The organism is Psychrobacillus lasiicapitis (assembly GCF_006861795.1).
GTDB classification, from domain to species: Bacteria; Bacillota; Bacilli; order Bacillales_A; family Planococcaceae; genus Psychrobacillus; species Psychrobacillus lasiicapitis.
The window spans coordinates 234,617-257,655 of record NZ_VDGH01000004.1; the positions used below are offsets into that span (position 1 = coordinate 234,617).

Genomic DNA, 23,039 nt, shown 5'->3' on the forward strand with positions numbered 1-23,039 from the left:
ATGAAAAAAGTATTAATCGCCAATCGTGGTGAAATTGCGGTTCGAATTATACGTGCGTGCAAGGAATTAGGGATTGAAACGGTTGCTGTGTACTCAGAGGCTGATCGTGAAGCTCTTCATGTCCAAATTGCGGATGAGGCGTATTGTATTGGACCAAGATTATCAAAAGATTCGTATTTAAACTTTTCAAATATTATTAGCGTAGCAAAACTAACTGGGTGTGAAGGTATTCATCCTGGTTATGGGTTTTTAGCTGAAAATGCAGAATTCGCGGAGCTATGTGAGGAATGCGATATTAAATTTATCGGGCCGACATCTCAAGCGATTAGAAGTATGGGTATTAAAGACGTTGCAAAAGAAACAATGCAAAAAGCAGGTGTTCCAACAGTTCCAGGATCAAAAGGGATTGTGGAAACAGAAGAGGATGCACTAAATGTTGCAAGAGAAATCGGATTCCCAGTCATTATCAAAGCAACTGCTGGCGGTGGTGGTAAAGGAATTCGCGTTGCAAAAGACGAAGAAGATCTTATTAAAGGCATTAAAATTACGCAAAAAGAAGCTGCTGCTGCATTTGGCAATCCAGGCGTATACTTAGAAAAATACATTGAAGTATTCCGTCATGTGGAAATTCAAGTACTTGCAGACGGCCACGGCAACGCTATCCATCTTGGAGAACGAGATTGCTCTGTTCAACGTCGTATGCAAAAACTGGTAGAAGAAGCGCCATCTCCAGCATTATCACCAGAGCTTCGTGCTGAAATGGGAGAAGCTGCTGTAAAAGCAGCACTTGCAGTTGGCTATGAAAGTGCAGGTACTGTAGAGTTTATATTTGATCATATCCATCAAAAATTCTACTTCATGGAGATGAATACTCGTATTCAAGTAGAACATCCCGTTACAGAAATGATTACTGGTATCGACTTGATCAAACAAATGCTACTAGTTGCTTCAGGTGAAAAATTAGCATTTAAACAAGAAGATATTAAACTGAACGGATGGGCGATGGAATGCCGTATCAACGCAGAAAATCCTGCGAAAAACTTTATGCCATCCCCTGGATTAGTTGAGTTTTACTTGCCACCAGGAGGACTAGGTGTACGTGTAGACTCGGCTGTTTACCCTGGTTATAGCATTCCACCGTTTTATGATTCTATGGTAGCTAAGCTAATTACGTACGGCGAAACGCGAGAGGAAGCAATCGCGAAGATGAAGCGTGCACTTTCCGAGTTTGCCATAGAAGGCGTGGAAACAACCATTGCTTTTCATGAAAAACTGATGAATCATGAAGTGTTTGTATCTGGAGATTTTGATACGAAGTTCTTAGAAAAATACGATGTGATGAATTCATAAAAGGAGTGTTCTAAATGACAGAAAATAACGAACAAAAATTTGTTCAAATGACTCCTGAAGGAAAAGATAACTTAGGAACAATTGAAATTGCTCCAGAAGTAATTACAGTAATTGCGGGTATTGCTACGAATGAAGTAGAAGGAATTGCTGGAACTCGTGGTAACTTTGCTGCGGGTGTTGTAGAGCGGCTAGGAAAAAAAGTCCACGGTAAAGGGATTAAAACAGAAATCACAAACGATGGATTGTTTATCGACGTCTATTGTTTAGTTAAATACGGTGCTTCTGTTCCAGTTGTTGCAAGAGAGGTACAATCCCAAATTCGTCAAGCAATCGAGAATATGACAAGTCTTACTCCTAAAGAAGTGAACGTTCATATTACCGGTGTGCAATTCGAAACAGCAGAATAATAGGAAAAGAGTCATCCCGAGGGTGGCTCTTTTCATTTTTTCTTTCTTCTCCTACGCATTCTGGAGGGAAATATGCTATTATTGTTCTTTAGATAGCTACATTTAAAGGAGAACTTATTTATGAAACGAAGACAAGCAAGAGAGCTAGCATTGCAAGCACTATTTCAGTTAGACAATCATGAAATTTCCATAGAAGAGGCAATTGGCCATGTTACGGAAAAACAAGACCCATTTTTAACTCAATTAGTTAGAGGAACGATAGATCATAAAGAAGAGATAGATGCTTCTTTAGTAGACAAGTTAGAGAACTGGTCACTCGCTAGATTACCTAAAATAGAACGAACAGTTCTTCGTATTGCGGTATATGAATTATTATTTACGGAAGATACACCAGCGAAAGTAGTTATTAACGAAGCTTTAGAAATTTGTAAAGTATTCGGTGACGAAAAATCTAGTCGTTTTGTAAATGGCGTATTGTCTAAATATACAGAGCAATAATTTTTACAATGAAGGAGCATAAATAGTGACGAATCATATAATTGATGGAAAACAAATCGCAGGAAAAGTAACAGAAAAAGTAAAAGACCGTGTGGAACGTTTAAAAGCCCAAGGTGTAACACCTGGTTTAGCAGTTGTATTAGTTGGGAACAATCCAGCTTCTCAAACTTATGTTAACAACAAAACAAAAACATGTGAAAAACTAGGTATGTATTCTGTCATGATTGAATTAGAAGAGACGATCTCAGAAAATGCTCTTCTAAAACATGTCGAAACATTAAATAATGATCCAAAAATTCATGGTATTTTAGTGCAATTACCTTTACCTAAACAAATAGACGAAGATCGTGTAATTGCAGCTATCTCTCCTCTTAAAGATGTAGACGGTTTTCATCCAGAAAGCGTTGGTAAAATGATGATTGGTCAACCAACCTTCCTTTCTTGTACGCCATTTGGCATTATGAAGTTGTTAGAATACAGTGATGTAGAAATAGCAGGAAAACATGCGGTTATTATAGGGAGAAGCAACATCGTCGGCAAACCGATGGGACAATTGTTGTTACAAAAAGATGCAACCGTAACGTATTGCCATTCCAAAACAAAAGATTTACATACATTTACAAAACAAGCGGATATTTTAGTAGTTGCTACTGGACGTGCGAAAATGATTGACGCAAGCTATATAAAAGAAGGCGCCGTTGTTATAGATGTAGGTATTAATCGTGATGAAAATAACAAGCTTTGTGGCGACGTGGATTTTGCTTCAGCACAAGAAGTTGCATCAAAAATCACACCAGTTCCTGGTGGAGTAGGACCGATGACAATTGCTATGCTTATGGAAAATACATGCCTATCGGCTGAAAATACCCTAACCAACTAATACTAAGGAAAGCTGTTTTTCTACAGAAAGACAGCTTTTACATTGTGGAAAGTCTGAGGAGTTGTTTCGTTCGTGACATCACATACATACTTAACGGTAAAAGCATTAACTAAATACATAAAAAGAAAATTCGATGCAGATACACACTTGCGTGATGTGTATGTAAAGGGAGAGCTTTCTAATGTGAAAGTCCACTCGAGCGGACATATTTATTTTACATTAAAGGATGATGCTGCAAGAGTCACTTCTGTGATGTTTGCGATGAATGCAAGATCGCTCAAATTCATCCCTGAAAGCGGCATGAACGTACTTATTCGCGGTGATATCAATGTCTTTGAAGCAGCAGGTCAATATCAGCTCTATGCAACCAGTATGCAACCAGACGGTATTGGAGAACTTTTCCTCGCTTTTGAACAATTAAAAAAGAAATTAGAAAAAGAAGGATTGTTTCATCCAAGTCGTAAAAAGCCAATTCCTAGTTTCCCTAAAAAAATCGGAGTAGTTACATCGAAAACCGGAGCAGCAATTCGAGATATTTTGACCACTTTAGAACGTAGATATCCGCTTAGCGAAGTAATAGTGTTTCCAAGTATTGTTCAAGGACCTCAAGCAGCTCCCTCCATCGTAAAATCTATCGAACAAGCAAATAGTCTAAATTCGATAGATGTTCTCATTGTGGGACGAGGCGGGGGATCTATTGAGGATTTATGGGCATTCAATGAAGAAGTAGTGGCTAGAGCGATTGCAAATAGTGACATACCTATTATTAGCGCAGTGGGCCATGAAACGGATACAACGATTGCAGACTTTGTCTCTGATTTACGTGCTCCAACCCCAACAGCAGCTGCTGAGATGGCTGTTCCAAGTAAAGAAAACCTGATGAAAAATGTATTATCCTATCAATCTGCCTGTTTACATTTCATCACCAAAAAATTAGCGGATGAGAAAAATAGATTTAAACGAGCTATGGAATCACCTGTGCTTGCAACTCCCGAAAAGTTATATCGTCCTTTTATAGAAAGATATGTACGTGCAGAGCAACAACTGCAAAGAGAAACAAGTCGTTTATATAAAGATAAAAAACGTTCTTTCACGCAAATACAGAATAGATTTATCCAACTTTCACCTCAGAAAGTGATAGACCAACATCAAAGATCTGTACAAACAATTACAAACCAACTTAATCAAGTAGCTATATCAACATTTGAAAAAAATCGGCATCAATTTATCTCCTCTATTCGTACATTAGAAGCATTAAATCCACTAAAAATAATGGATCGTGGATATAGCATTGCGTATAAAAACGGTAAGTTAGTAAAATCAGTGACTGATGTACAGCAAGGTGATTCAATCGTTGTTACTTTATCGGACGGCCGAATTGAAGCGATTATTCAAGAAGTAGATAGAAATGAGAGAGGGGACTAATTTTTATGACTAAAAAAGAAATTCCATTTGATGAAGCTATGCTACAACTAGAGAATATTGTTCGTCAATTAGAGCAAGGGGATGTTCCATTAGAAAACGCTATAGAATTGTATCAAAAAGGCATGGAGCTATCCAAGCTTTGTAGTGAAAAATTACAAAGTGCAGAAAAGCAACTTGTCTCTTTCATGGGAGAAACGACAGAGGAAGCTGGTAAAGAAAATGAGTAATGGTTTACAAGCATTCATCCAAAAAAATCAGCCAATTATCGAACAAAACCTATCTACATTAATACAAGAGATACATGCCCCGGAAAAATTAAAAGAAGCAATGGTTTATTCACTTCAAGCAGGTGGAAAAAGAATTAGACCACTTTATACACTTGCTGTGTTAGAAGAGCTGAATACTAAAAGCGAAGTTGCTGCTACTGTTGCTAGTACGATTGAAATGATTCATACGTATTCCCTTATTCATGACGATCTCCCAGCGATGGATGATGACGACCTTCGAAGAGGTAAACCAACGAATCATGTAGTTTTTGGAGAAGCACTCGCTATTTTAGCAGGAGATGGTCTTCTGACACTTGCGTTTGGAATACTGGCCCGACTTCCTGAATTATCTTCAAGCCAGAAAATAGAACTAATAGAACGTCTAAGCTATGCAGCGGGAGCGGAAGGCATGGTTGGCGGGCAAGTGCTAGATATACTAGGTGAAGGAAAATCGTTAACGCTTGAAGAACTAGAAAAAGTTCATATAAACAAAACAGGGGCTCTTCTATCCTTTAGCATATTAGCCGGTGGTATTATAGCAAATGCTTCTGAAGAAATTATGAAAGCATTACAAACCTATGCGTTCCATATTGGCTTGGCTTTTCAAATTCAAGATGATATTTTAGATATCGAAGGAACCTCAGAACAACTCGGAAAAACTGCGGGGAAAGATGTATTAAGTGAAAAAAATACCTATCCTTCTATTTTAACACTTGATGGCGCAAAAGAGCAGTTGCAAAAACAATATGAGTCAGCAATTGTTGCATTAGAAGAAGTAAATATGCACAACGGCATTCTCATTGAATTTGCCAATTATATTACGAAAAGATCGAACTGATAGCGTATAACTTTGTTTTAATGGGATTTATTGATATTATATTAACTAGTTGTAAAGAAGGAAATCTTAAAAGAAGGTGTGTGATGGCAATGGATTTAACTTCAATTTCTAGCCCATCCTTTTTAAAAAGTTTAGATAATGAACAATTAAAGGAATTAAGTGAAGATATTCGATCGTTTCTTATAGAGAAATTATCTGTAACGGGTGGTCATATTGGACCAAATCTTGGCGTTGTAGAATTGACAATTGCACTTCATAAATCGTTCAATAGTCCAGAAGATAAGTTTCTTTGGGATGTTGGACATCAAGCGTATGTGCATAAAATTTTAACAGGGCGAGCAGATCAGTTTGATACGCTACGTCAATTTAAAGGACTTTGTGGCTTTCCAAAAAGAATTGAAAGTGAACATGATGTATGGGAGGCTGGGCATAGCTCCACTTCTCTTTCGGCTGCAATGGGAATGGCTAAAGCACGAGATTTACAGAATAAAAAGAATTATGTCGTTCCAATTATTGGAGATGGGGCATTAACAGGCGGAATGGCATTAGAAGCCCTCAATCATATTGGCCACGAAAAAACAGATATGATCGTTATTTTAAATGATAACGAAATGTCAATCGCTCCGAACGTAGGCGCGTTGCATAATGTGTTAGGAAAACTTCGTACACATGGCACATATAATCGAGCAAAAGATGATTTAGAATATTTGCTTAAAAAAATCCCAGCAGTTGGTGGGAAACTTGCAGGAACTGCGGAGCGAGTAAAAGATAGTTTAAAATATTTACTTGTATCCGGTGTATTCTTTGAAGAGATGGGCTTCACTTATTTAGGTCCAATTGATGGGCATAGTTTCGAAGCGTTAGAAGAAAATTTAAAAAACGCGAAGAAAATGAAAGGTCCTGTTCTCCTGCACGTTATTACGAAAAAAGGTAAAGGATATAAACCTGCTGAACAAGATAAGATTGGTACTTGGCACGGGACTGGTCCTTATAAAACAGAAACAGGGGCTTTTGTTAAATCAGCAACTAAAGCACCTTCTTGGAGCGGGCTTATTGCTGAAACTGCAAGGAAACTTGCACGAACAGACAAGCGAATTGTAGCGATTACACCTGCTATGCCTGTTGGTTCTAAATTAGAAGGATTTGCTTCTGAGTTCCCTGATCGCATGTTCGATGTTGGGATTGCAGAACAGCACGCAACGACCATGGCAGCTGGTATGGCTGCAGATGGGATGAAACCATTTTTAGTTATTTATTCGACATTCCTACAAAGAGCGTATGATCAAGTGCTTCATGATATTTGTCGTCAAAACTTGAACGTTGTAATCGGTATTGATCGCTCAGGATTAGTAGGAGCAGATGGTGAAACGCATCAAGGAATATACGACATTTCGTTTTTGCGTCATATGCCTAATATGGTTATTATGATGCCAAAAGATGAAAATGAAGGCCAACATATGGTAAAAACAGCCTTTGAATATGAGGATGGACCGATTGCCATACGTTATCCAAGAGGAAATGGCTTAGGTGTGCCAATGGATGAGAATTTAAAAACGATTCCAATTGGTTCATGGGAAGTATTAAAAGAGGGGACACAAGCTGTCATCTTAACGTTTGGTACGACGATTCCAATGGCAATGAAAGCTGCAGAACAACTGGCAGAGGCTAATATATCTGTCGAAGTAGTAAATGCCCGTTTTATTAAGCCACTGGACGAACAGATGCTAGTGAGCTTGCAGGAACGTAATATTCCGATTATAACAGTGGAAGAAAGTGCACTTCAAGGCGGTTTCGGAAGTGCTGTACTAGAGTTTTATAACGAGCAGCATTTGCAAGCAAACGTAAAACGAATTGGTATTCCGGACGTATTTATCGAACATGGTGATGTCGATCAATTATTAGAGGAAATTCATATTACGACAGAAGATATTGTTAAACTAGTGAGAACTTCTGTAACTGAAAGCTCAAGGTATATTTCGTCATGACAAAAGTACCGAAAGAGCGTGTAGATATACTATTAGTGGAACAAGGCTTGTTCGAAACGAGAGAAAAAGCAAAACGTGCAATTATGGCGGGTCTTGTATATAACAAAGAAGAACGCGTAGATAAACCTGGAGAAAAAATAGGAATCGATTCTGTACTAACCGTAAAGGGGCAAGTATTGAAGTATGTAAGTAGAGGTGGTCTAAAGCTTGAGAAGGCTTTAGAGCAATTCGATCTTACCGTTCAAGACAAGATTATGTTAGATATCGGTTCCTCTACTGGTGGATTCACAGACTGTGGGTTACAAAATGGTGTTAAGCATGCATATGCACTAGATGTAGGAAGCAACCAATTAGCATGGAAAATTCGTCAAGATTCTCGTGTAACGGTCATGGAGAAAACGAATTTCAGATATTCGACTCCTGCTGATTTTGAAGAAGGTTTACCTTCGTTTGCTTCTATCGATGTATCTTTTATTTCTTTGAAACTGATCTTTCCAACTTTAAAAACAATTTTGATTCCTAATGGAGATGTAATAGCTCTTGTTAAGCCGCAGTTCGAAGCAGGGAAAGAACGAGTTGGAAAAAAAGGTATTGTAAGAGACCCAGCTGTACATGTAGATGTATTAAATGATATTGCGAGCTTCGCGGAAACGCAAAATTTTCAATTGAAAAATGCTTCGTTTTCACCGATAACTGGGGGCGAAGGAAATATCGAGTTTCTTTTTCATTTAATAAGCGTAGATGAGGGACAAGTTGTTCCTCACGAAATAGATTTTACAAAGCTCGTCCATGTTGCACATAATTCTTTGAAATAATTCGCGGCTCTACACGAGAGTCGCGTTTTTTCTTGTGACTTTTATGGTGAAGTGCTAATGTATAAAGTAACTAATATAAAGTGAAAACTTCCATCAGTGGAGATTTTTCTCCCCCTGCCAATTAAATCTATTGGTCCAACCAATTTTGGATTCACGGGCGAATTCTTCCAAACTATTTTAGTGTATTTTCACACACAAAAGTTGAGTGAGGAGATTATACCCTGTAAATTCAGGATAAATATACAATGAGGTGACATATTTGAATAAAGGACAAAGGCATATAAGAATTCGTGATATTATTGCGAATAACGAAATTGAGACACAAGATGATTTAGTTGATTTTTTAAAAAATACAGGATATAACGTAACACAAGCTACTGTTTCTAGAGATATAAAAGAATTACACCTAGTGAAAGTTCCACTTCCAAATGGTAGTTATAAGTATAGTCTACCTGCAGACCAAAGATTTAATCCGACACAAAAATTGCGTCGTGCACTAACAGATGCTTTTGTTAGTATCGACGGAGCAAGCCATTTTTTAGTCATGAAAACGTTACCGGGTAATGCACATGCAATAGGTTCGTTAATTGATTATTTAGATTGGACAGAAATTCTAGGAACAATTTGTGGGGATGATACTTGCTTAATCTTATGCAGAGAAGAAGCGGATAGTGAAATCGTTAAAAGCAGACTACTGGAGATGCTATAACATCGCTTAGCAAATACTAAATGCTTATTAGTGGAGCTTCTCTAAGGACGCCGCGTCCTAGCGGTAACGCCTAATTGATAAAAAGAGGTGTGGACAGTTGTTAAAGGAAATATCCATAAAAAACTTTGCGATTATTGATGAACTAACGGTTAGTTTTGAAGAAGGACTAACCGTCTTAACTGGTGAGACAGGGGCAGGTAAATCCATCATTATTGATGCGGTTCATTTGTTATGTGGAGGAAGAGGCTCTCAAGAATTTATTCGCCATGGAGAAAAAAAAGCAGAATTAGAAGGATTATTTCTCATTTCTAATCCAAAACATGGTGTTTTCAAAAAAATGATGGATGTCGGGATTGAAATAGACGAAGAGTCGATTATTTTAAGAAGAGATATTAATGATTCCGGTAAAAGCGTTTGTCGAGTAAATGGGAAACTTGTCACAATAGGTATTCTAAGAGAGATTGGCGCTTCCTTGATCGATATTCATGGTCAACATGAAAGTCAGGAGCTGATGGATGACAAAGCGCATATCCATTTGTTGGATCAATTTGCCGGAGATAATTTAAAACTCGTAAAAGAATCGTATAAAGAATTATTTGCGAAATATAAAAAATGGAAAAAAGAACTTGCCACTTTAACAGAAAATGAACAACAAATTGCCCATAAAATAGATTTATATACTTTTCAAGTGGATGAGATTGAAGAAGCCGGTTTAGTCATCGGAGAAGAAGAACAGCTTCAGGAAGAGAAAAAGAAACTACAAAATTTCCATAAAGTCTTCGATAAAATGGGAAATGCTTACGAAGCCATTTTAGCTGAATCGAGAGGGTTAGATTATATCGGTACAGCAATGGCTGAATTACAGGATATAGCAGATGTCGATAAAAATATGCATGACTTAAGTGAAAACGTCTCAACCGCATTTTATATGCTACAAGAAGCTGCATACCAACTAAAAAATGAATTAGATGAAATGGAATATGATAGCAATCAATTACAACATGTAGAAGATCGGTTAGCCTTAATCCAAACATTAAAAAGAAAATATGGATCTTCCGTAGAAGAAATTTTACAATACAAAGATCAAATCGAGTTTAGTTTAGGACAACTTGTAAATAGAGATGAACAAATTCAAAAAATGGCAGAAAAAATTAATCAAATCGAAAAAGACTTAGAATTAGAAGCGACCGATCTAACAGATAAGCGAAAAGTAGCAGCGAAACAGTTAAGCGAAGCAATAATGGAACAATTACAGGAACTTTATATGGAAAAGGCTACCTTTTCTGTTATGTTTCATGAACCAGAGAAAATGGCTTATAATGAAAATGGCTTGGATGAATTGTCTTTTTATATTTCCACAAATGTGGGAGAACCATTAAAAGCATTAACTAAAATAGCATCAGGCGGCGAGCTATCCCGAATGATGCTTGCACTGAAAAGTATTTTCTCCAAACATCAAGGTATCACGTCGATTATATTTGATGAAGTGGATACTGGTGTAAGTGGGAGAGTTGCACAGGCAATCGCTGAAAAAATTGCAGGAATCGCTACAAATTCCCAAGTATTATGTATTTCCCATTTGCCGCAGGTCGCAGCGATGGCAGACCAGCATTTAATGATTAAAAAAGAAGTTAACGGCAATCGTACATTTACCGTCTTAGAAGAAGTAATAGGTGATAAGCGTGCTGAAGAACTAAGTCGCATGATGTCTGGTGCTGAAATTACGAGTACAACGTTAAGACATTCAAAAGAGCTATTAAAATTAGCGAAGGATCGGAAGAAAATATTAAGAAATGTATGAAGACCTATTTATTGGGTCTTCATTTTTTGGGTAACTTCAGTACTTTATTTTTTATCAATTATTTACCTCACATAGAGTTCTTTCTGCGGGACATAGTATTTGTATAGGAGGTGAAATATGAAAAAAACCTATCGTAAATGGTCGCTAATGCCAATACTTTTCATTACATTATTCTTTGCAAGCAACCCTACTTTTGCGGAGCAAACCTCAGTCGTCCCACTTGGTCAATCAATACAAATTGATCTTCAATACGGTGCTGTTTTCCTTAGTCACGACGTTATGCTCACAGATGAAGAATGGTTGCGCGCGGGTGATTCCATTCACCAAATTAACGATCATAAGATAACAAACGTTGAGGATGTAAAAAAGCACGTAAAAGACAAAGAACAAATTACTATTCAGTATGAGCACAATAAAAATATGCATACAAAAGAAATTACTTCCGAACAAACACTAAAACTTCTCCCCTTTTTACGTGATGCTACAGAAGGAATTGGCACATTGACGTATTTTGACCCCGCTACAAAAGAATTTGGAGCACTAGGACATCAAATTGTCGACCATACGACAGGAGTAACTCCCAAGTTTTCAGAAGGATCCATTTATTTATCTTCCATTGAACAAATAAAGAAAAGTATTCCGGGTCAACCAGGATATAAAATCACTTCCCATGAGGCAAATACTTCGCCAATAGGCGGTGTCGATGAAAACAATGTATATGGCATATTTGGTAAGTTAGAGGATAATGCTCTAGAAAATATTCCATTACAACAAGTAGAAATCGCAGATGCAGAAACAATAATGTCAGGTGAAGCAATTATGCGAACATCCATCGATGGTGAAAAAGTACAAGACTTTTCGATAAATATTTCTTCGGTCGATGGACATCTTTTTCAATTTACTGTTACCGATAAATCGCTTATAGAAAAGACAGGCGGAATTTTACAAGGTATGAGTGGAAGTCCGATTATCCAAAAAGATAAACTAATCGGTGTCGTAACACATATGTATGTGGACAAGCCTAAAAATGGTGCGGCACTAGCAATTACTGAAATGATGAAAAAAAATCCATGAAAATGATTATGAGGGTAGGCCAAAATTGGGTCTACCCTTTTTCATGAAGAGAAGTTACAATGTAGCTAGAGAGAAATGGACGAAATTGTCGAAACAATTATTTAATTATCGGAAAAGGTAGAAACTGTAATAGGAAAGGCTTATTTTTAACAAAAATAAAGGAAGTAGTCTAAAAATAGCGAATAGTACTAAAGTCAAAAAACATAAAGGTGGATGAGTAGGATGGAAAAAATTTAAATTGCAATTGTAGACGACAACAAGGACTTACTACGGACAATGGGGTCTTATTTTGATCAACATCCAGAAATAGAAGTTATCGGTACTGCGAGTAATGGGAAGCTTTGCTTGGAATTATTAGAAACTAAAAAACCAGATGTCCTTTTACTGGATATTATTATGCCTCATCTTGATGGAATAGCAGTACTGGATAGCTTGCAAAAAAATAACCAATTGAATGGTATTCAAATTATTATGCTCACTGCTTTTGGACAAGAGGACGTCATGAAGCAAGCGGTTGATTTAGGGGCATCCTATTTTATGTTAAAGCCGTTTGAATTTGATCGTCTTGTTACACAAATTAAGCAAGTTGCGGGCAAAAAAGAATTTGTCCAAGACATTCCTGTGAAGACAAATCCAGAAAAAGAAGCAGCACAAAGTAAACGGATGATTGATCATACAATTACAAACGTTATTAAAGAAATTGGCGTACCTGCACATATTAAAGGGTACTCGTATTTACGCGAGGCGATCCAAATGGTTTATTCGGATGTTGAGTTACTTGGCTCCATTACGAAAGTATTATATCCAGAAATCGCTAAAAAATTTCAAACAACACCTTCTCGTGTAGAGCGTGCAATTCGACATGCGATCGAAGTCGCATGGAATCGAGGAAACTACGAAACTATTTCGAAAATGTTTGGATACACAGTCCACCATTTAAAGTCAAAACCTACCAATTCTGAATTCATCGCGATGATTGCAGATAAAATTCGCATGGAGAACATGGCTAGTTAATCGTTGGTAATACTGGACTAATTATATATATAACCTAAACCAACGAATTATTGATTCGCTGGTTTTTTTATGGCTTAGAAAATTATAAGCCCTATAGCCTATGAATCAGTATAGGGAAACTGTGTGGTAGTTATCTTCGTCCCACTCCAAGTAAACTTGTTATTTTAAGAATTGGTTGCTTTCCATAGATGACTGGTTGCCCTTAGCCATTTACTGGATAATAGGGCAGTGAGATACTTCGAATTCTGGGGTTATTGCGCAATAAATATTTACAAGTCTCCGCTCTATTAACAAAAGTGCATCCGCTAGATTGGTTTTGTATTAGTCGATGTCGGGTTTGTCGCGTTGAGATAATATCTTCTAATTCATATGGAAGTAGGAATGGTCATATCTTTAGTCTTTATTCAATCACGAAAAAAATGAAACTAAAGAACTGTACAACTGAGTGAGTTTTCATTATTTTGTGACTGAGTTAGGTATTATTATGTAAATTCAGCTGCCGTCCTATTTTTTTCGTACGTTAATCATTATTAGACGTATAATAATGCAGGAGAGGAAGTGTGAACTTGAAGATTATCGAACAGAATGATGAAATCACATTAACTGAAAAGAATGGACGTGTGTTCATAGCGATAACTAATGGTGGATATACCTTGAAGAAATTTGATGAATTGACACGCAAGCACACCCGTCTGAAAGTATCGAATTTTTTAGCGTTAAAAAATGCATTTGAACATAAAACGCATGAACCTATTGAGATAGGTAGTTGGATTGAAAGCATGGAGTTAGAAATAAGTGCAGATAAAATGGAAGCGCTCTTGACGATTTATGAATCACAGACATACATCCAAGAAAATTTAGCTGAAATTTATACAAACATTCAAAAAGTATTGCAGGAACAACAGATCATCTATGGTCTTAAACCAATCGATTTACTAAATGTAAAGTCAGGAAAAACATACATAGTTGCAACAGGATTGCCTCCTCAAAAAGGGGGAAATGCGAAAGTGACATATTTGGGTCAAGCAGAAAAAAAGCCTGTCATTAAAGAGAATGGTAACACCGACTTTTTTGACATGAATTTTATTGTCGAAATAAAAGAAGGCTCCTGGTTAGGAGAAAAAATCCCAGCCCAAAAAGGGATAGATGGCATAAATATACTTGGGGAAAACGTACCAGCCGAACCAGGAGATGATATAAAACTAAATTATGATACAAAAAGTGCATACGAAGTAGAGGAAGACGGCAAAACTGTGCTTCGATCTAAAACAAAGGGTATTATTGGAGAGGTAAATGGTGTATTATCTGTTAAAAAGCATCTCGTCATTGATGGAGATGTTGGATTAGAAACAGGGAATCTAACATTTGATGGATCGATACAAGTGAAAGGTACTGTGATGGCAGGATATTCAGTTATCGCATCAGGAGACGTATCGATTGATGGAAAAGAAGGAGTAAATGCGGCGGAATTGATAAAATCCACTGAAGGTGATGTCTATATAAAAGGGGGCATTTTCGGACGAGGTGCAACAAAAGTCGAAGCATACAAAAATATTTTTGTTAAGCATGCGAACGAATGTACTTTAGAAGCAAAAGATACTATTAATATCGGATTTTATGCGCTCGGCTCTACTATTTCAGCCAACCAAATCCTCCTCAATGAACGTAAAGGGAAAATTATTGGTGGAAAGACGATAGCGGTCAATTCGATTATTGCTGCATATTCTGGTAATAGTTTGGAAAGAAAAACGGAACTGATTGTCCAAGGGATCGATCGGAAAATATTAAAAGAAAACGCAAAAGAGAAAGCGCAGGAAATGATTAAGCTACAAGAGGAAATGTCGAAGTTGAAACTCCAAATTGACCAATTAAAAAATGCCCTTACTGTTCAACAAATAGCTGTTTTCGAACAAACAAAGCAAAAGTACAACCAATTGCAGGTAGAAATAAAAGAAATTGATACAGAGATTAAGCGTATTTTAAGAACGTTACGACAACCCAATAATTATTATATTCATATTACAAAAGAAGCTAATGCTGGGACAATTATTCAAATCGGCTACAAAACTTCCGTCTTATCAAGTCCTACGAAAGGGAAATTTAAAATAGAAAATGGGGAGTTAAATGTCTAAAATACCCGTATATGCGCACCGTGGAGCTCCAAATCGAGCGGTAGAGAATTCTTTAAAAGCTTTTAGGCGAGTGCTGATGTTAGGAGTAGATGGAATCGAAATTGATTTACAGCTTTCTGCAGATGGTGTTGCATTCGTCACTCATGATATTGACTTTTTTAGATTAGCTGGAAATAGTCGACGTATTACAGATATGACAGCTGAAGAAATTTTACAACTTAAGCTAGGAAGTCCTTTATATCGTAAATTTTGGTACAGTCGAGTAATGACATGCGATCAGTTTATCCAATTAGTAGCTAATACCGGCATAAAACTAAATATTGAACTCAAGGAATCGTTTCTTGGAAAAATAGAGAAGATTGTAGAAGTTGTAGAAAAAACAAGAGGGATAGAAGATGTACATTTTTCTTCTTTCGAATTTAGTATATTACAAGCGATTCATGCGCTTGGTTTGAACGTCAAAACTGCTTTTATCGGAAAAAAAAACTCCGATTGGGATTATATTTTATCTATAAAAAAATGGGATGCAATCCATTTAAACAAGAGATATTATGATTCGGAGCTAATGCATAGAATATGGAACGCAGGTTTCCCACTTCGCTTTTATAATGTAAAAGGAAATGAAAAATATATCGTTCATCCTCATGAATCTGTCATAGGGTGGATTACAGATTATCCAGAAAAAGTTATTCAACGACAAAAAAGGAATCTGACCTAAAAAGTCAAGATTCCTTTTTCTTTTGAAATCGTGGAGCTACTTTTCCATTTTTTCGATCCCTGTTCAATAAAAATCCGGCAAAGAAGCCTAACCCTAAAACAGTGAAAATAATACCGCTTATAAATTGTACGGCCAAGCCTCCAATAGGGAGAATTTGTAATCCGAAAAACGTATCTCTCATTAATTTAATCCCGAACGCTGCTAAAATACCAGGAATTAATAACACGATTAAAGCCGCTAAACGACCCATTTTCTTCACTCCTGTTCCTAGATTTTAATTTTACATGCAAGAATATGATTGTCAACGAAAGAATCTTACGTTATGATAAATGAGAAGTGCAATAAGTTGCGAAAAAGAAAACGGGGGTGTGCATATTTTTGCAAAACATACTCATTGTAGGTGCAGGTAACGGTGGATATGCACTTCTGAAGTTGATGGAACAGGCGGATTACTTACAAGTAACAGCAATTGTTGATATCAACGAAGAAGCTCCTGGAATGATTTACGCTAAAGAGCATCACATTTCAACTTATTCAGATTGGAAGCCTCTTTTAAGCGGAAATATTCAAATCATCATTGATGTAACAGGGAATAGAGAGGTTTTTCAAGAACTTCTTGTAAATAGACCTGCAACTGCGGTAGTTATACCAGGTGAAATTGCTAACTTAATCGTTACGTTACTAGAAGAAAAAGATGATTATATTCAGATTATCGATCGTAAAAAAATGATGCAAGAATTAATTTTTAACTCTATCGAAGAAGGCATGATTGGGATAGACGACCAGGGAATCGTCAATTTTTTCAACAAAAGTGCAGAAAAAATGACAAAAATGCCAAGAGAAAAGGCTATTGGGAAGCATGTGCATGAAGTAATAGGCTTAAGTGAATTACCGAGAATATTCGAGACTGGTAGTGTCGAATTAAACAAAGAACTCACTCTTGAAAGCGGTACCAAAATTGTCACGTCAAGGTATCCGATGATTAATGAAGAGGGAAAAAGGGTCGGTGCATTCGCAGTATTTAAGGATATTACAGAGGTGCTTCGTCTTGCAGAAGAGATTACCAATTTAACAGAAATACAAAAAATGTTAGAAGCCATTATATATTCGAGTGATGATGCAATATCTGTAGTGGATGAAGAAGGAAAAGGGATTCTTATTAACCCTGCATATACTCGAATTACTGGTTTTAGCGAAGAGGAAGTAATCGGTAGACCTGCGACAGCGGATATTTCTGAAGGGGAAAGTATTCATTTAAAAGTGTTGCAAACGAAAAAGCCGATTCGTGGGGTAAATCTTCGTGTTGGAAAACAGAAAAAAGAAGTGATTGTAAATGTTGCACCAATCATCGTGAATAGCGAGCTAAAGGGAAGTGTCGGTGTAATTCATGACATGACGGAGATGCGTGGTCTGATGAAAGAGCTGGATCGTGCAAAAACGCTTATTCGTACCTTGGAATTATCGTATTCTTTAAAGGATATTTCAGGAAAATCGAAACAGATAAATTTTGCGATAGATCAAGCAAGACTGGCAGCAAGTGTACCTGTTACCGTTCTCTTAAGGGGAGAGGTTGGTTCAGGGAAGGATTTATTTGCCCATGCTATTCATAGTGAAAGCTCCAGAGCACCTCATCCATTTATCCGAGTTAATTGTAGTGCTTTGGAAGAACATTTATTAGAAAAAGAATTATTTGGCTTTGAAGAAAACGGATTGAGTCAAGCGGGACTATTCGAAAATGCTGAACACGGTACTATTTTCTTGGACGAAGTTGGGGAACTTACGAAAAAGACGCAAGCAAAATTGCTACGTGTTCTAAGAGAAAATATCATCATACGGGTAGGAGGGTCTTCTTCTATTCCGGTAGATGTACGGGTCATTGCAGCGAGTAGTTTAAATCTAGAAAAAGCAATGCGTGAAGGTACATTTAGAGAAGATTTTTATTTCCAATTAAATCGAATGCCTATCCATATTCCAGCATTAAGTGAGCGAAAAGAAGATATTCCGATAATTGCGGAACACTTACTGGTAAAGCTAAATCAAGAATTTGGTCGGAACGTGGAAGGTTTCACAGAGGAAGCGATGGACAGCTTGCTTGCCTATGATTGGCCCGGAAATGTGCGAGAACTAGAAAACATTATTAGTCGTTCTATGATTTTCTTGCAGCCGAACGATCGTTTTGTCGAAGAACAGCATCTACCAAAGTCGATGCTTGCGATAGAAAATAAAGACGATGATGAGCCGATCGGCACGCTAGCAGAACAAATGGATGAGATGGAAAAGAAAGTGTTAGCACGGGCGCTCAAAGCATCCGGGGGAAATAAATCGCAAACAGCTAAAAAACTTCAAATTTCTCTTCGCACACTATATTATAAGCTAGAAAAATATCAGTTAGTTTAAAATGGGAGTTATTTTCACATAACAAGGGGTATTTATATATATAACAGAAATTACTATCTAGGAGGAATTACACATGGAAATTTTCAAATATATGGAGACTTACGATTATGAGCAATTAGTTTTTTGCCAAGACAAAACATCAGGATTGAAAGCAATTATTGCAATTCATGACACTACGCTTGGACCAGCACTTGGTGGAACTCGTATGTGGAATTATGCGTCTGAAGAAGAGGCGATTGAAGATGCACTACGCTTAGCAAAAGGAATGACTTATAAAAATGCTGCTGCTGGTCTAAATCTTGGTGGCGGGAAAACAGTTATTATTGGTGATCCATTAAAAGATAAAAACGAAGAAATGTTCCGCGCATTTGGTCGTTTCATCCAAGGGCTAAACGGTCGTTATATTACAGCAGAAGATGTTGGTACTACAGTAGCAGATATGGATATTATTCATGAGGAAACAAATTATGTAACTGGTATTTCAGAAGCATTCGGTTCATCGGGTAATCCATCACCAGTAACTGCTTATGGTGTATATGTAGGGATGAAAGCTGCTGCAAAAGAGGCTTTTGGTTCTGATTCACTTGAAGGCAAAACAGTTGCCGTTCAAGGTGTGGGAAATGTTGCATACACATTATGCGATTATTTACACAAAGAAGGTGCAAAACTAATTGTTGCTGATATTAACCAGGCTTCAGTTGACCGAGCTGTAAATGCGTTTGATGCTGTTCAAGTTGGAGTAGATGAAATTTACTCTCAAGATGCAGATATTTTCGCACCATGTGCACTAGGTGCAATTATTAATGACAACACAATTCCGCAACTAAAAGCAAAAGTAATTGCAGGTTCTGCAAATAATCAATTAAAAGATACAAAACATGGTGATATCATCCACGAAATGGGTATTGTTTATGCACCGGACTATGTGATCAATTCAGGTGGCGTGATTAACGTAGCAGACGAATTATATGGCTATAATCACGATCGTGCAATGAAACGTGTTTCTGGAATATATGATACAATTGAAAAGATTTTCGCTATTTCTAAAAGAGATGAGATTCCAACATACGTAGCAGCAGACCGACTAGCTGAAGAACGCATTGAGCGTGTTGGGAAATCTCGTAGCCAATTTTTACAAAATGGCAAACATATTATTACTAATCGATAATATTAAATAGACGGATCATAGAAAATAAATGATAACCAAATGATGGGCCGACTTTGAAAAAAGCGGCCTTCTTCGTTCTAAATTGGTTTTGTTCAGTATTAAGGAGGCAAGGTCGTGGCAAAAGAATATGATGTAGTCATCATTGGTGGCGGTACAGGCGGTTATGTGGCTGCTATTCGGGCAGCTCAATTAGGATTAAAAACTGCAATTGTAGAAAAAGGCAATCTTGGAGGTACATGTTTACATAAAGGGTGTATTCCAAGTAAAGCATTGCTTCGCAGCGCAGAAGTATATGCAACAACCAAAAATCATGCAGCAGACTTCGGTGTAAACACAGGAGAAGTGACACTAGACTTCAGCCGTGTGCAGGCTCGTAAAGAATCGATTGTTAGCGGATTACATCAAGGCGTTCAGGGACTCATGAAAAAAGGTAAAATTGATGTGTTAGAAGGTACAGGAAGAATGCTTGGTCCTTCTATTTTTTCTCCATCACCAGGTGGAACAATTTCAGTCGAAATGAATAATGGTGATGAAAACGAAATGCTTATCCCGAAAAACGTAGTGATTGCGACAGGTTCCAGACCACGTACTTTACCGGGTCTAACAATTGATGGAACCCTTGTCATGAGTTCAGATGAAGCGCTTGCGATGACTGAATTGCCACAATCAATTTTAATAGTAGGCGGCGGTGTAATAGGTATTGAGTGGGCTTCCATGTTAAATGACTTCGGTGTAAAAGTGACTGTTATTGAGTATGCAGATCGTATCATACCAACAGAAGATAAAGATATTTCCAAAGAAATGCAAAAATTACTTGCTAAAAAAGGAGTCGCTTTTGCAACAAGTGCAAAAGTACTTCCAGAAACTTTGGAAACGGCAAACGATCAAGTTACCATTTCAGCAGAAATAAATGGTGAAAATAAAACATTCACAGCTGAGAAAATGCTTGTTTCAGTTGGTCGCCAAGCAAATGTAGAAGGTATTGGTATTGAAAATACCGATATCGTTGTAGAAAAAGGATTTATCCAAGTATCTGAAACATTCCAAACAAAAGAATCACATATTTATGCTATTGGCGATGTAATCGGAGGTCTCCAACTAGCACATGTGGCGAGTCACGAAGGTATCACAGCTATAGAGCATATCGCGGGTAACGACATTTCACCGATTGACTACAAACTAGTTTCACGTTGTATTTATTCAAATCCAGAAGCCTCTAGTGTTGGAATTACAGAGCAACAAGCAAAAGAGCAAGGATTTGACGTGAAAGTTGGTAAATTCTCTTTTAAAGCGATTGGAAAAGCGCTTGTTTATGGCGAATCAGATGGTTTTGTCAAAATCGTTGCAGATAAGAAAACGGATGATATATTAGGTGTTCATATGATTGGACCTCATGTAACAGATATGATTTCAGAGGCAGGTCTAGCTATGGTTCTGGATGCAACTCCTTGGGAAATCGCACATACGATTCACCCACACCCAACACTGAGTGAAGTTATGGGAGAAGCGGCACTTGCCGTAGATGGTAAAGCAATTCATATGTAAAAAGGAGGAGTTCTATATGACAACAAATCGTCACGCAGAATTAGGGTTAACAAATGAAGATGTGCTAAAAATGTTTGAAACGATGCTTATGGCACGTCGTATCGATGAACGTATGTGGTTATTAAACCGAGCAGGTAAAATTCCTTTTGTTATTTCTTGTCAAGGGCAAGAAGCAGCACAAGTAGGAGCGGCATTTGCTTTAGATAATACAAAAGATTATATTGCGCCGTATTACCGCGATATGGGTGTTGTTTTACACTTTGGTATGACGGCAAAAGATCTAATGCTATCCGCTTTTGCAAAAGCGGAGGATCCAAACTCTGGCGGTCGACAAATGCCAGGTCATTTTGGTCAAAAGAAAAATAGAATTCTGACTGGTTCTTCACCGGTTACTACTCAATTACCACATGCAGTGGGGGTTGCTTTAGCTGCAAAAATAGAAAAGAAGGATTTTATTACGTTTGTAACATTAGGAGAAGGTTCTTCCAACCAAGGAGATTTCCACGAAGGATTAAACTTTGCGGGAGTTCACCAATTGCCGTGTATCACAATGGTTGAAAACAATAATTATGCTATTTCTGTGCCTTTTGAAAGACAAGTTGCGAGTAAAACGGTTGCAGACCGTGCATCTAGTTACGGAATGCCAGGTGTGAGGGTAGATGGAAAAGATCCGATTGAGGTTTATAAAGTAGTAAAAGAAGCAGCAGATCGTGCTCGTAACGGAGAAGGACCAAGCTTAATCGAAGCGGTAACCTATCGTTTAACTGCACACTCATCGGATGATGATGATCGTCAGTACCGCACTGCGGAGGACATTGCAGAAGGAAAAGCATTAGATCCGCTAATCACGTTTGCAAAATATTTAAGAGATAATGATATTTTAACTGCAGAATTAGAAAAAGAAATTAACGACCGCATCATGAAGGAAGTAAATGAGGCAACAGATTATGCAGAAAACGCACCATATGCTGCTCCAGAAGATGCATTGAAACATGTATATGCAGAAAAAGATGGGGGGAACGCATAATGGCAATCATGTCTTATATCGATGCAATAACACTTGCAATGAAAGAAGAAATGACTCGCGATGAGCGCGTATTCGTTCTTGGGGAAGACGTAGGTAGAAAAGGCGGCGTTTTTAAAGCGACGAATGGCCTTTATGATGAATTCGGTGAATACCGCGTTTTAGACACACCTCTTGCTGAATCTGCTATTGCAGGTGTAGGTATTGGTGCTGCAATGTACGGGCTTCGTCCAATTGCGGAGATGCAATTTGCAGATTTTATCATGCCTGCAGTCAATCAAATTATTTCAGAAGCTGCGCGTATTCGTTATCGTTCGAATAATGACTGGACTTGTCCAATTGTTATTCGTGCCCCGTTCGGCGGAGGCATTCATGGTGCTCTTTACCACTCACAATCAGTGGAAGCTGTTTTTGCGAACCAACCAGGATTGAAAATTGTCATTCCTTCTACTCCTTACGATGCAAAAGGATTGTTAAAAGCGGCGATTCGCGATGAAGATCCGGTTATGTTCTTTGAGCATAAACGTGCGTATCGTCTTATTAAAGGGGAAGTTCCAGAAGAAGATTATACGATTGAAATCGGAAAAGCTGATGTAAAACGGGAAGGCGAAGACATTACGGTTATTACGTATGGTCTTGCTGTTCACTTTGCGTTGCAAGCTGCAGAACGTTTAGAAAAAGACGGAATTTCTGCTCATATCCTTGACCTACGGACAATTTATCCATTAGATAAAGAAGCTATTATAGAAGCAGCATCCAAAACGGGTAAAGTACTTCTTGTCACTGAGGATAATAAAGAGGGAAGTGTCATTAGTGAAGTGGCGGCAATCATTGCAGAAAATTGCTTGTTTGATTTAGATGCACCAATCATGCGTCTTGCTGGTCCGGATGTTCCTGCTATGCCATATGCGCCAACAATGGAAAAATTCTTTATGATCAATCCAGATAAAGTAGAAAAAGCGATGCGCGAGCTAGCGGAATATTAAGGAGGGA

Annotated in this window: 21 protein-coding genes; 20 read left to right on the forward strand and 1 reads right to left on the reverse strand. The window is 37.7% G+C overall.

Annotation, left to right across the window (positions count from 1 at the left end; translation table 11 throughout):
* The 15 genes from accC (at position 1) to FG382_RS08705 (ending at position 15,912) form a co-directional block, all read left to right on the forward strand.
* The gene (gene accC, locus FG382_RS08635; RefSeq protein WP_142538495.1) at positions 1–1,350 is read left to right on the forward strand and encodes an acetyl-CoA carboxylase biotin carboxylase subunit; all 1,350 of its coding nucleotides are present in this window, start codon (positions 1–3) and stop codon (positions 1,348–1,350) included.
* Between the two features lie 14 nt (positions 1,351–1,364).
* On the forward strand, positions 1,365–1,757 hold the full coding sequence (locus FG382_RS08640; protein WP_142538496.1) for an Asp23/Gls24 family envelope stress response protein: 393 nt from the start codon (positions 1,365–1,367) through the stop codon (positions 1,755–1,757).
* 120 nt (positions 1,758–1,877) lie between these two features.
* Positions 1,878–2,255, forward strand: coding sequence for a transcription antitermination factor NusB (gene nusB / locus FG382_RS08645; protein WP_142538497.1), 378 nt, complete (start codon positions 1,878–1,880; stop codon positions 2,253–2,255).
* A 25-nt stretch (positions 2,256–2,280) separates the two neighbouring features.
* Positions 2,281–3,135, forward strand: coding sequence for a bifunctional methylenetetrahydrofolate dehydrogenase/methenyltetrahydrofolate cyclohydrolase FolD (gene folD / locus FG382_RS08650; protein WP_142538498.1), 855 nt, complete (start codon positions 2,281–2,283; stop codon positions 3,133–3,135).
* A gap of 72 nt (positions 3,136–3,207) precedes the next feature.
* Positions 3,208–4,560 carry an exodeoxyribonuclease VII large subunit gene (gene xseA, locus FG382_RS08655; RefSeq protein ID WP_142538499.1) on the forward strand — a complete coding sequence of 451 codons (1,353 nt, stop codon included), beginning with the start codon at positions 3,208–3,210 and terminating at the stop codon, positions 4,558–4,560.
* Positions 4,561–4,565: 5 nt separating this feature from the next.
* Positions 4,566–4,787 carry an exodeoxyribonuclease VII small subunit gene (gene xseB, locus FG382_RS08660; protein WP_142538500.1) on the forward strand — a complete coding sequence of 74 codons (222 nt, stop codon included), beginning with the start codon at positions 4,566–4,568 and terminating at the stop codon, positions 4,785–4,787.
* The gene (locus tag FG382_RS08665; RefSeq protein WP_142538501.1) at positions 4,780–5,664 is read left to right on the forward strand and encodes a polyprenyl synthetase family protein; all 885 of its coding nucleotides are present in this window, start codon (positions 4,780–4,782) and stop codon (positions 5,662–5,664) included. Before xseB ends, FG382_RS08665 begins: the two co-directional genes overlap by 8 nt.
* An 89-nt stretch (positions 5,665–5,753) precedes the next feature.
* The gene (gene dxs / locus FG382_RS08670) at positions 5,754–7,649 is read left to right on the forward strand and encodes a 1-deoxy-D-xylulose-5-phosphate synthase (protein ID WP_142538597.1); all 1,896 of its coding nucleotides are present in this window, start codon (positions 5,754–5,756) and stop codon (positions 7,647–7,649) included.
* Positions 7,646–8,464, forward strand: a complete 819-nt coding sequence (locus FG382_RS08675) for a TlyA family RNA methyltransferase (protein WP_142538502.1) — start codon at positions 7,646–7,648, stop codon at positions 8,462–8,464. Before dxs ends, FG382_RS08675 begins: the two co-directional genes overlap by 4 nt.
* A gap of 259 nt (positions 8,465–8,723) precedes the next feature.
* Entirely contained in the window at positions 8,724–9,173 is a 450-nt protein-coding gene (gene ahrC / locus FG382_RS08680; RefSeq protein ID WP_142538503.1) for a transcriptional regulator AhrC/ArgR, read from the forward strand.
* Positions 9,174–9,270: 97 nt separating this feature from the next.
* Complete coding sequence (gene recN / locus FG382_RS08685) at positions 9,271–10,974, forward strand: DNA repair protein RecN (RefSeq protein WP_142538504.1); 1,704 nt, start codon at positions 9,271–9,273, stop codon at positions 10,972–10,974.
* A gap of 117 nt (positions 10,975–11,091) precedes the next feature.
* The gene (locus FG382_RS08690) at positions 11,092–12,048 is read left to right on the forward strand and encodes a SpoIVB peptidase S55 domain-containing protein (RefSeq protein ID WP_142538505.1); all 957 of its coding nucleotides are present in this window, start codon (positions 11,092–11,094) and stop codon (positions 12,046–12,048) included.
* Between the two features lie 276 nt (positions 12,049–12,324).
* Complete coding sequence (gene spo0A / locus FG382_RS08695) at positions 12,325–13,062, forward strand: sporulation transcription factor Spo0A (protein WP_229677362.1); 738 nt, start codon at positions 12,325–12,327, stop codon at positions 13,060–13,062.
* A gap of 560 nt (positions 13,063–13,622) precedes the next feature.
* Positions 13,623–15,194 (forward strand): flagellar assembly protein A, encoded by a 1,572-nt coding sequence (locus FG382_RS08700; RefSeq protein WP_229677361.1) that lies wholly within the window; start codon positions 13,623–13,625, stop codon positions 15,192–15,194.
* Positions 15,187–15,912: a glycerophosphodiester phosphodiesterase gene (locus FG382_RS08705; protein WP_142538506.1), complete on the forward strand. Its 726-nt coding sequence runs from the start codon at positions 15,187–15,189 to the stop codon at positions 15,910–15,912. The genes FG382_RS08700 and FG382_RS08705 overlap by 8 nt, the downstream gene beginning before the upstream one ends.
* A gap of 4 nt (positions 15,913–15,916) precedes the next feature.
* Here FG382_RS08705 and FG382_RS08710 read toward each other — a convergent pair whose 3' ends face one another.
* Positions 15,917–16,162, reverse strand: a complete 246-nt coding sequence (locus tag FG382_RS08710) for a DUF2627 domain-containing protein (RefSeq protein ID WP_093265733.1) — start codon at positions 16,160–16,162, stop codon at positions 15,917–15,919.
* 128 nt (positions 16,163–16,290) lie between these two features.
* On the opposite strand from FG382_RS08710, the gene FG382_RS08715 reads away from it, so the two are divergent.
* The 5 genes from FG382_RS08715 (at position 16,291) to FG382_RS08735 (ending at position 23,032) form a co-directional block, all read left to right on the forward strand.
* Complete coding sequence (locus FG382_RS08715; RefSeq protein ID WP_142538507.1) at positions 16,291–18,309, forward strand: sigma 54-interacting transcriptional regulator; 2,019 nt, start codon at positions 16,291–16,293, stop codon at positions 18,307–18,309.
* A 73-nt stretch (positions 18,310–18,382) separates the two neighbouring features.
* On the forward strand, positions 18,383–19,477 hold the full coding sequence (bcd, locus tag FG382_RS08720; protein WP_142538508.1) for a branched-chain amino acid dehydrogenase: 1,095 nt from the start codon (positions 18,383–18,385) through the stop codon (positions 19,475–19,477).
* Between the two features lie 114 nt (positions 19,478–19,591).
* Entirely contained in the window at positions 19,592–21,022 is a 1,431-nt protein-coding gene (lpdA, locus tag FG382_RS08725) for a dihydrolipoyl dehydrogenase (RefSeq protein ID WP_142538509.1), read from the forward strand.
* A 16-nt stretch (positions 21,023–21,038) separates the two neighbouring features.
* The gene (locus FG382_RS08730; RefSeq protein WP_142538510.1) at positions 21,039–22,049 is read left to right on the forward strand and encodes a thiamine pyrophosphate-dependent dehydrogenase E1 component subunit alpha; all 1,011 of its coding nucleotides are present in this window, start codon (positions 21,039–21,041) and stop codon (positions 22,047–22,049) included.
* A complete protein-coding gene (locus tag FG382_RS08735; RefSeq protein ID WP_142538511.1) occupies positions 22,049–23,032 on the forward strand; it encodes an alpha-ketoacid dehydrogenase subunit beta in 984 nt (327 codons plus the stop codon). The genes FG382_RS08730 and FG382_RS08735 overlap by 1 nt, the downstream gene beginning before the upstream one ends.
* The last annotated feature ends 7 nt before the right edge of the window (positions 23,033–23,039 follow it).

Bases quoted from the DNA above. Each gene is read 5' to 3' on its own strand.
- accC (WP_142538495.1), top strand. From the start codon at position 1: ATGAAAAAAGTATTAATCGCCAATCGTGGTGAAATTGCGGTTCGAATT.
- FG382_RS08640 (WP_142538496.1), top strand. From the start codon at position 1,365: ATGACAGAAAATAACGAACAAAAATTTGTTCAAATGACTCCTGAAGGA.
- FG382_RS08705 (WP_142538506.1), top strand. From the start codon at position 15,187: ATGTCTAAAATACCCGTATATGCGCACCGTGGAGCTCCAAATCGAGCG.
- FG382_RS08730 (WP_142538510.1), top strand. From the start codon at position 21,039: ATGACAACAAATCGTCACGCAGAATTAGGGTTAACAAATGAAGATGTG.
- xseB (WP_142538500.1), top strand. From the start codon at position 4,566: ATGACTAAAAAAGAAATTCCATTTGATGAAGCTATGCTACAACTAGAG.
- FG382_RS08710 (WP_093265733.1), bottom strand. From the start codon at position 16,162: ATGGGTCGTTTAGCGGCTTTAATCGTGTTATTAATTCCTGGTATTTTA.
- dxs (WP_142538597.1), top strand. From the start codon at position 5,754: ATGGATTTAACTTCAATTTCTAGCCCATCCTTTTTAAAAAGTTTAGAT.
- nusB (WP_142538497.1), top strand. From the start codon at position 1,878: ATGAAACGAAGACAAGCAAGAGAGCTAGCATTGCAAGCACTATTTCAG.
- FG382_RS08665 (WP_142538501.1), top strand. From the start codon at position 4,780: ATGAGTAATGGTTTACAAGCATTCATCCAAAAAAATCAGCCAATTATC.
- FG382_RS08690 (WP_142538505.1), top strand. From the start codon at position 11,092: ATGAAAAAAACCTATCGTAAATGGTCGCTAATGCCAATACTTTTCATT.
- spo0A (WP_229677362.1), top strand. From the start codon at position 12,325: ATGGGGTCTTATTTTGATCAACATCCAGAAATAGAAGTTATCGGTACT.
- bcd (WP_142538508.1), top strand. From the start codon at position 18,383: ATGGAAATTTTCAAATATATGGAGACTTACGATTATGAGCAATTAGTT.
- FG382_RS08735 (WP_142538511.1), top strand. From the start codon at position 22,049: ATGGCAATCATGTCTTATATCGATGCAATAACACTTGCAATGAAAGAA.
- FG382_RS08675 (WP_142538502.1), top strand. From the start codon at position 7,646: ATGACAAAAGTACCGAAAGAGCGTGTAGATATACTATTAGTGGAACAA.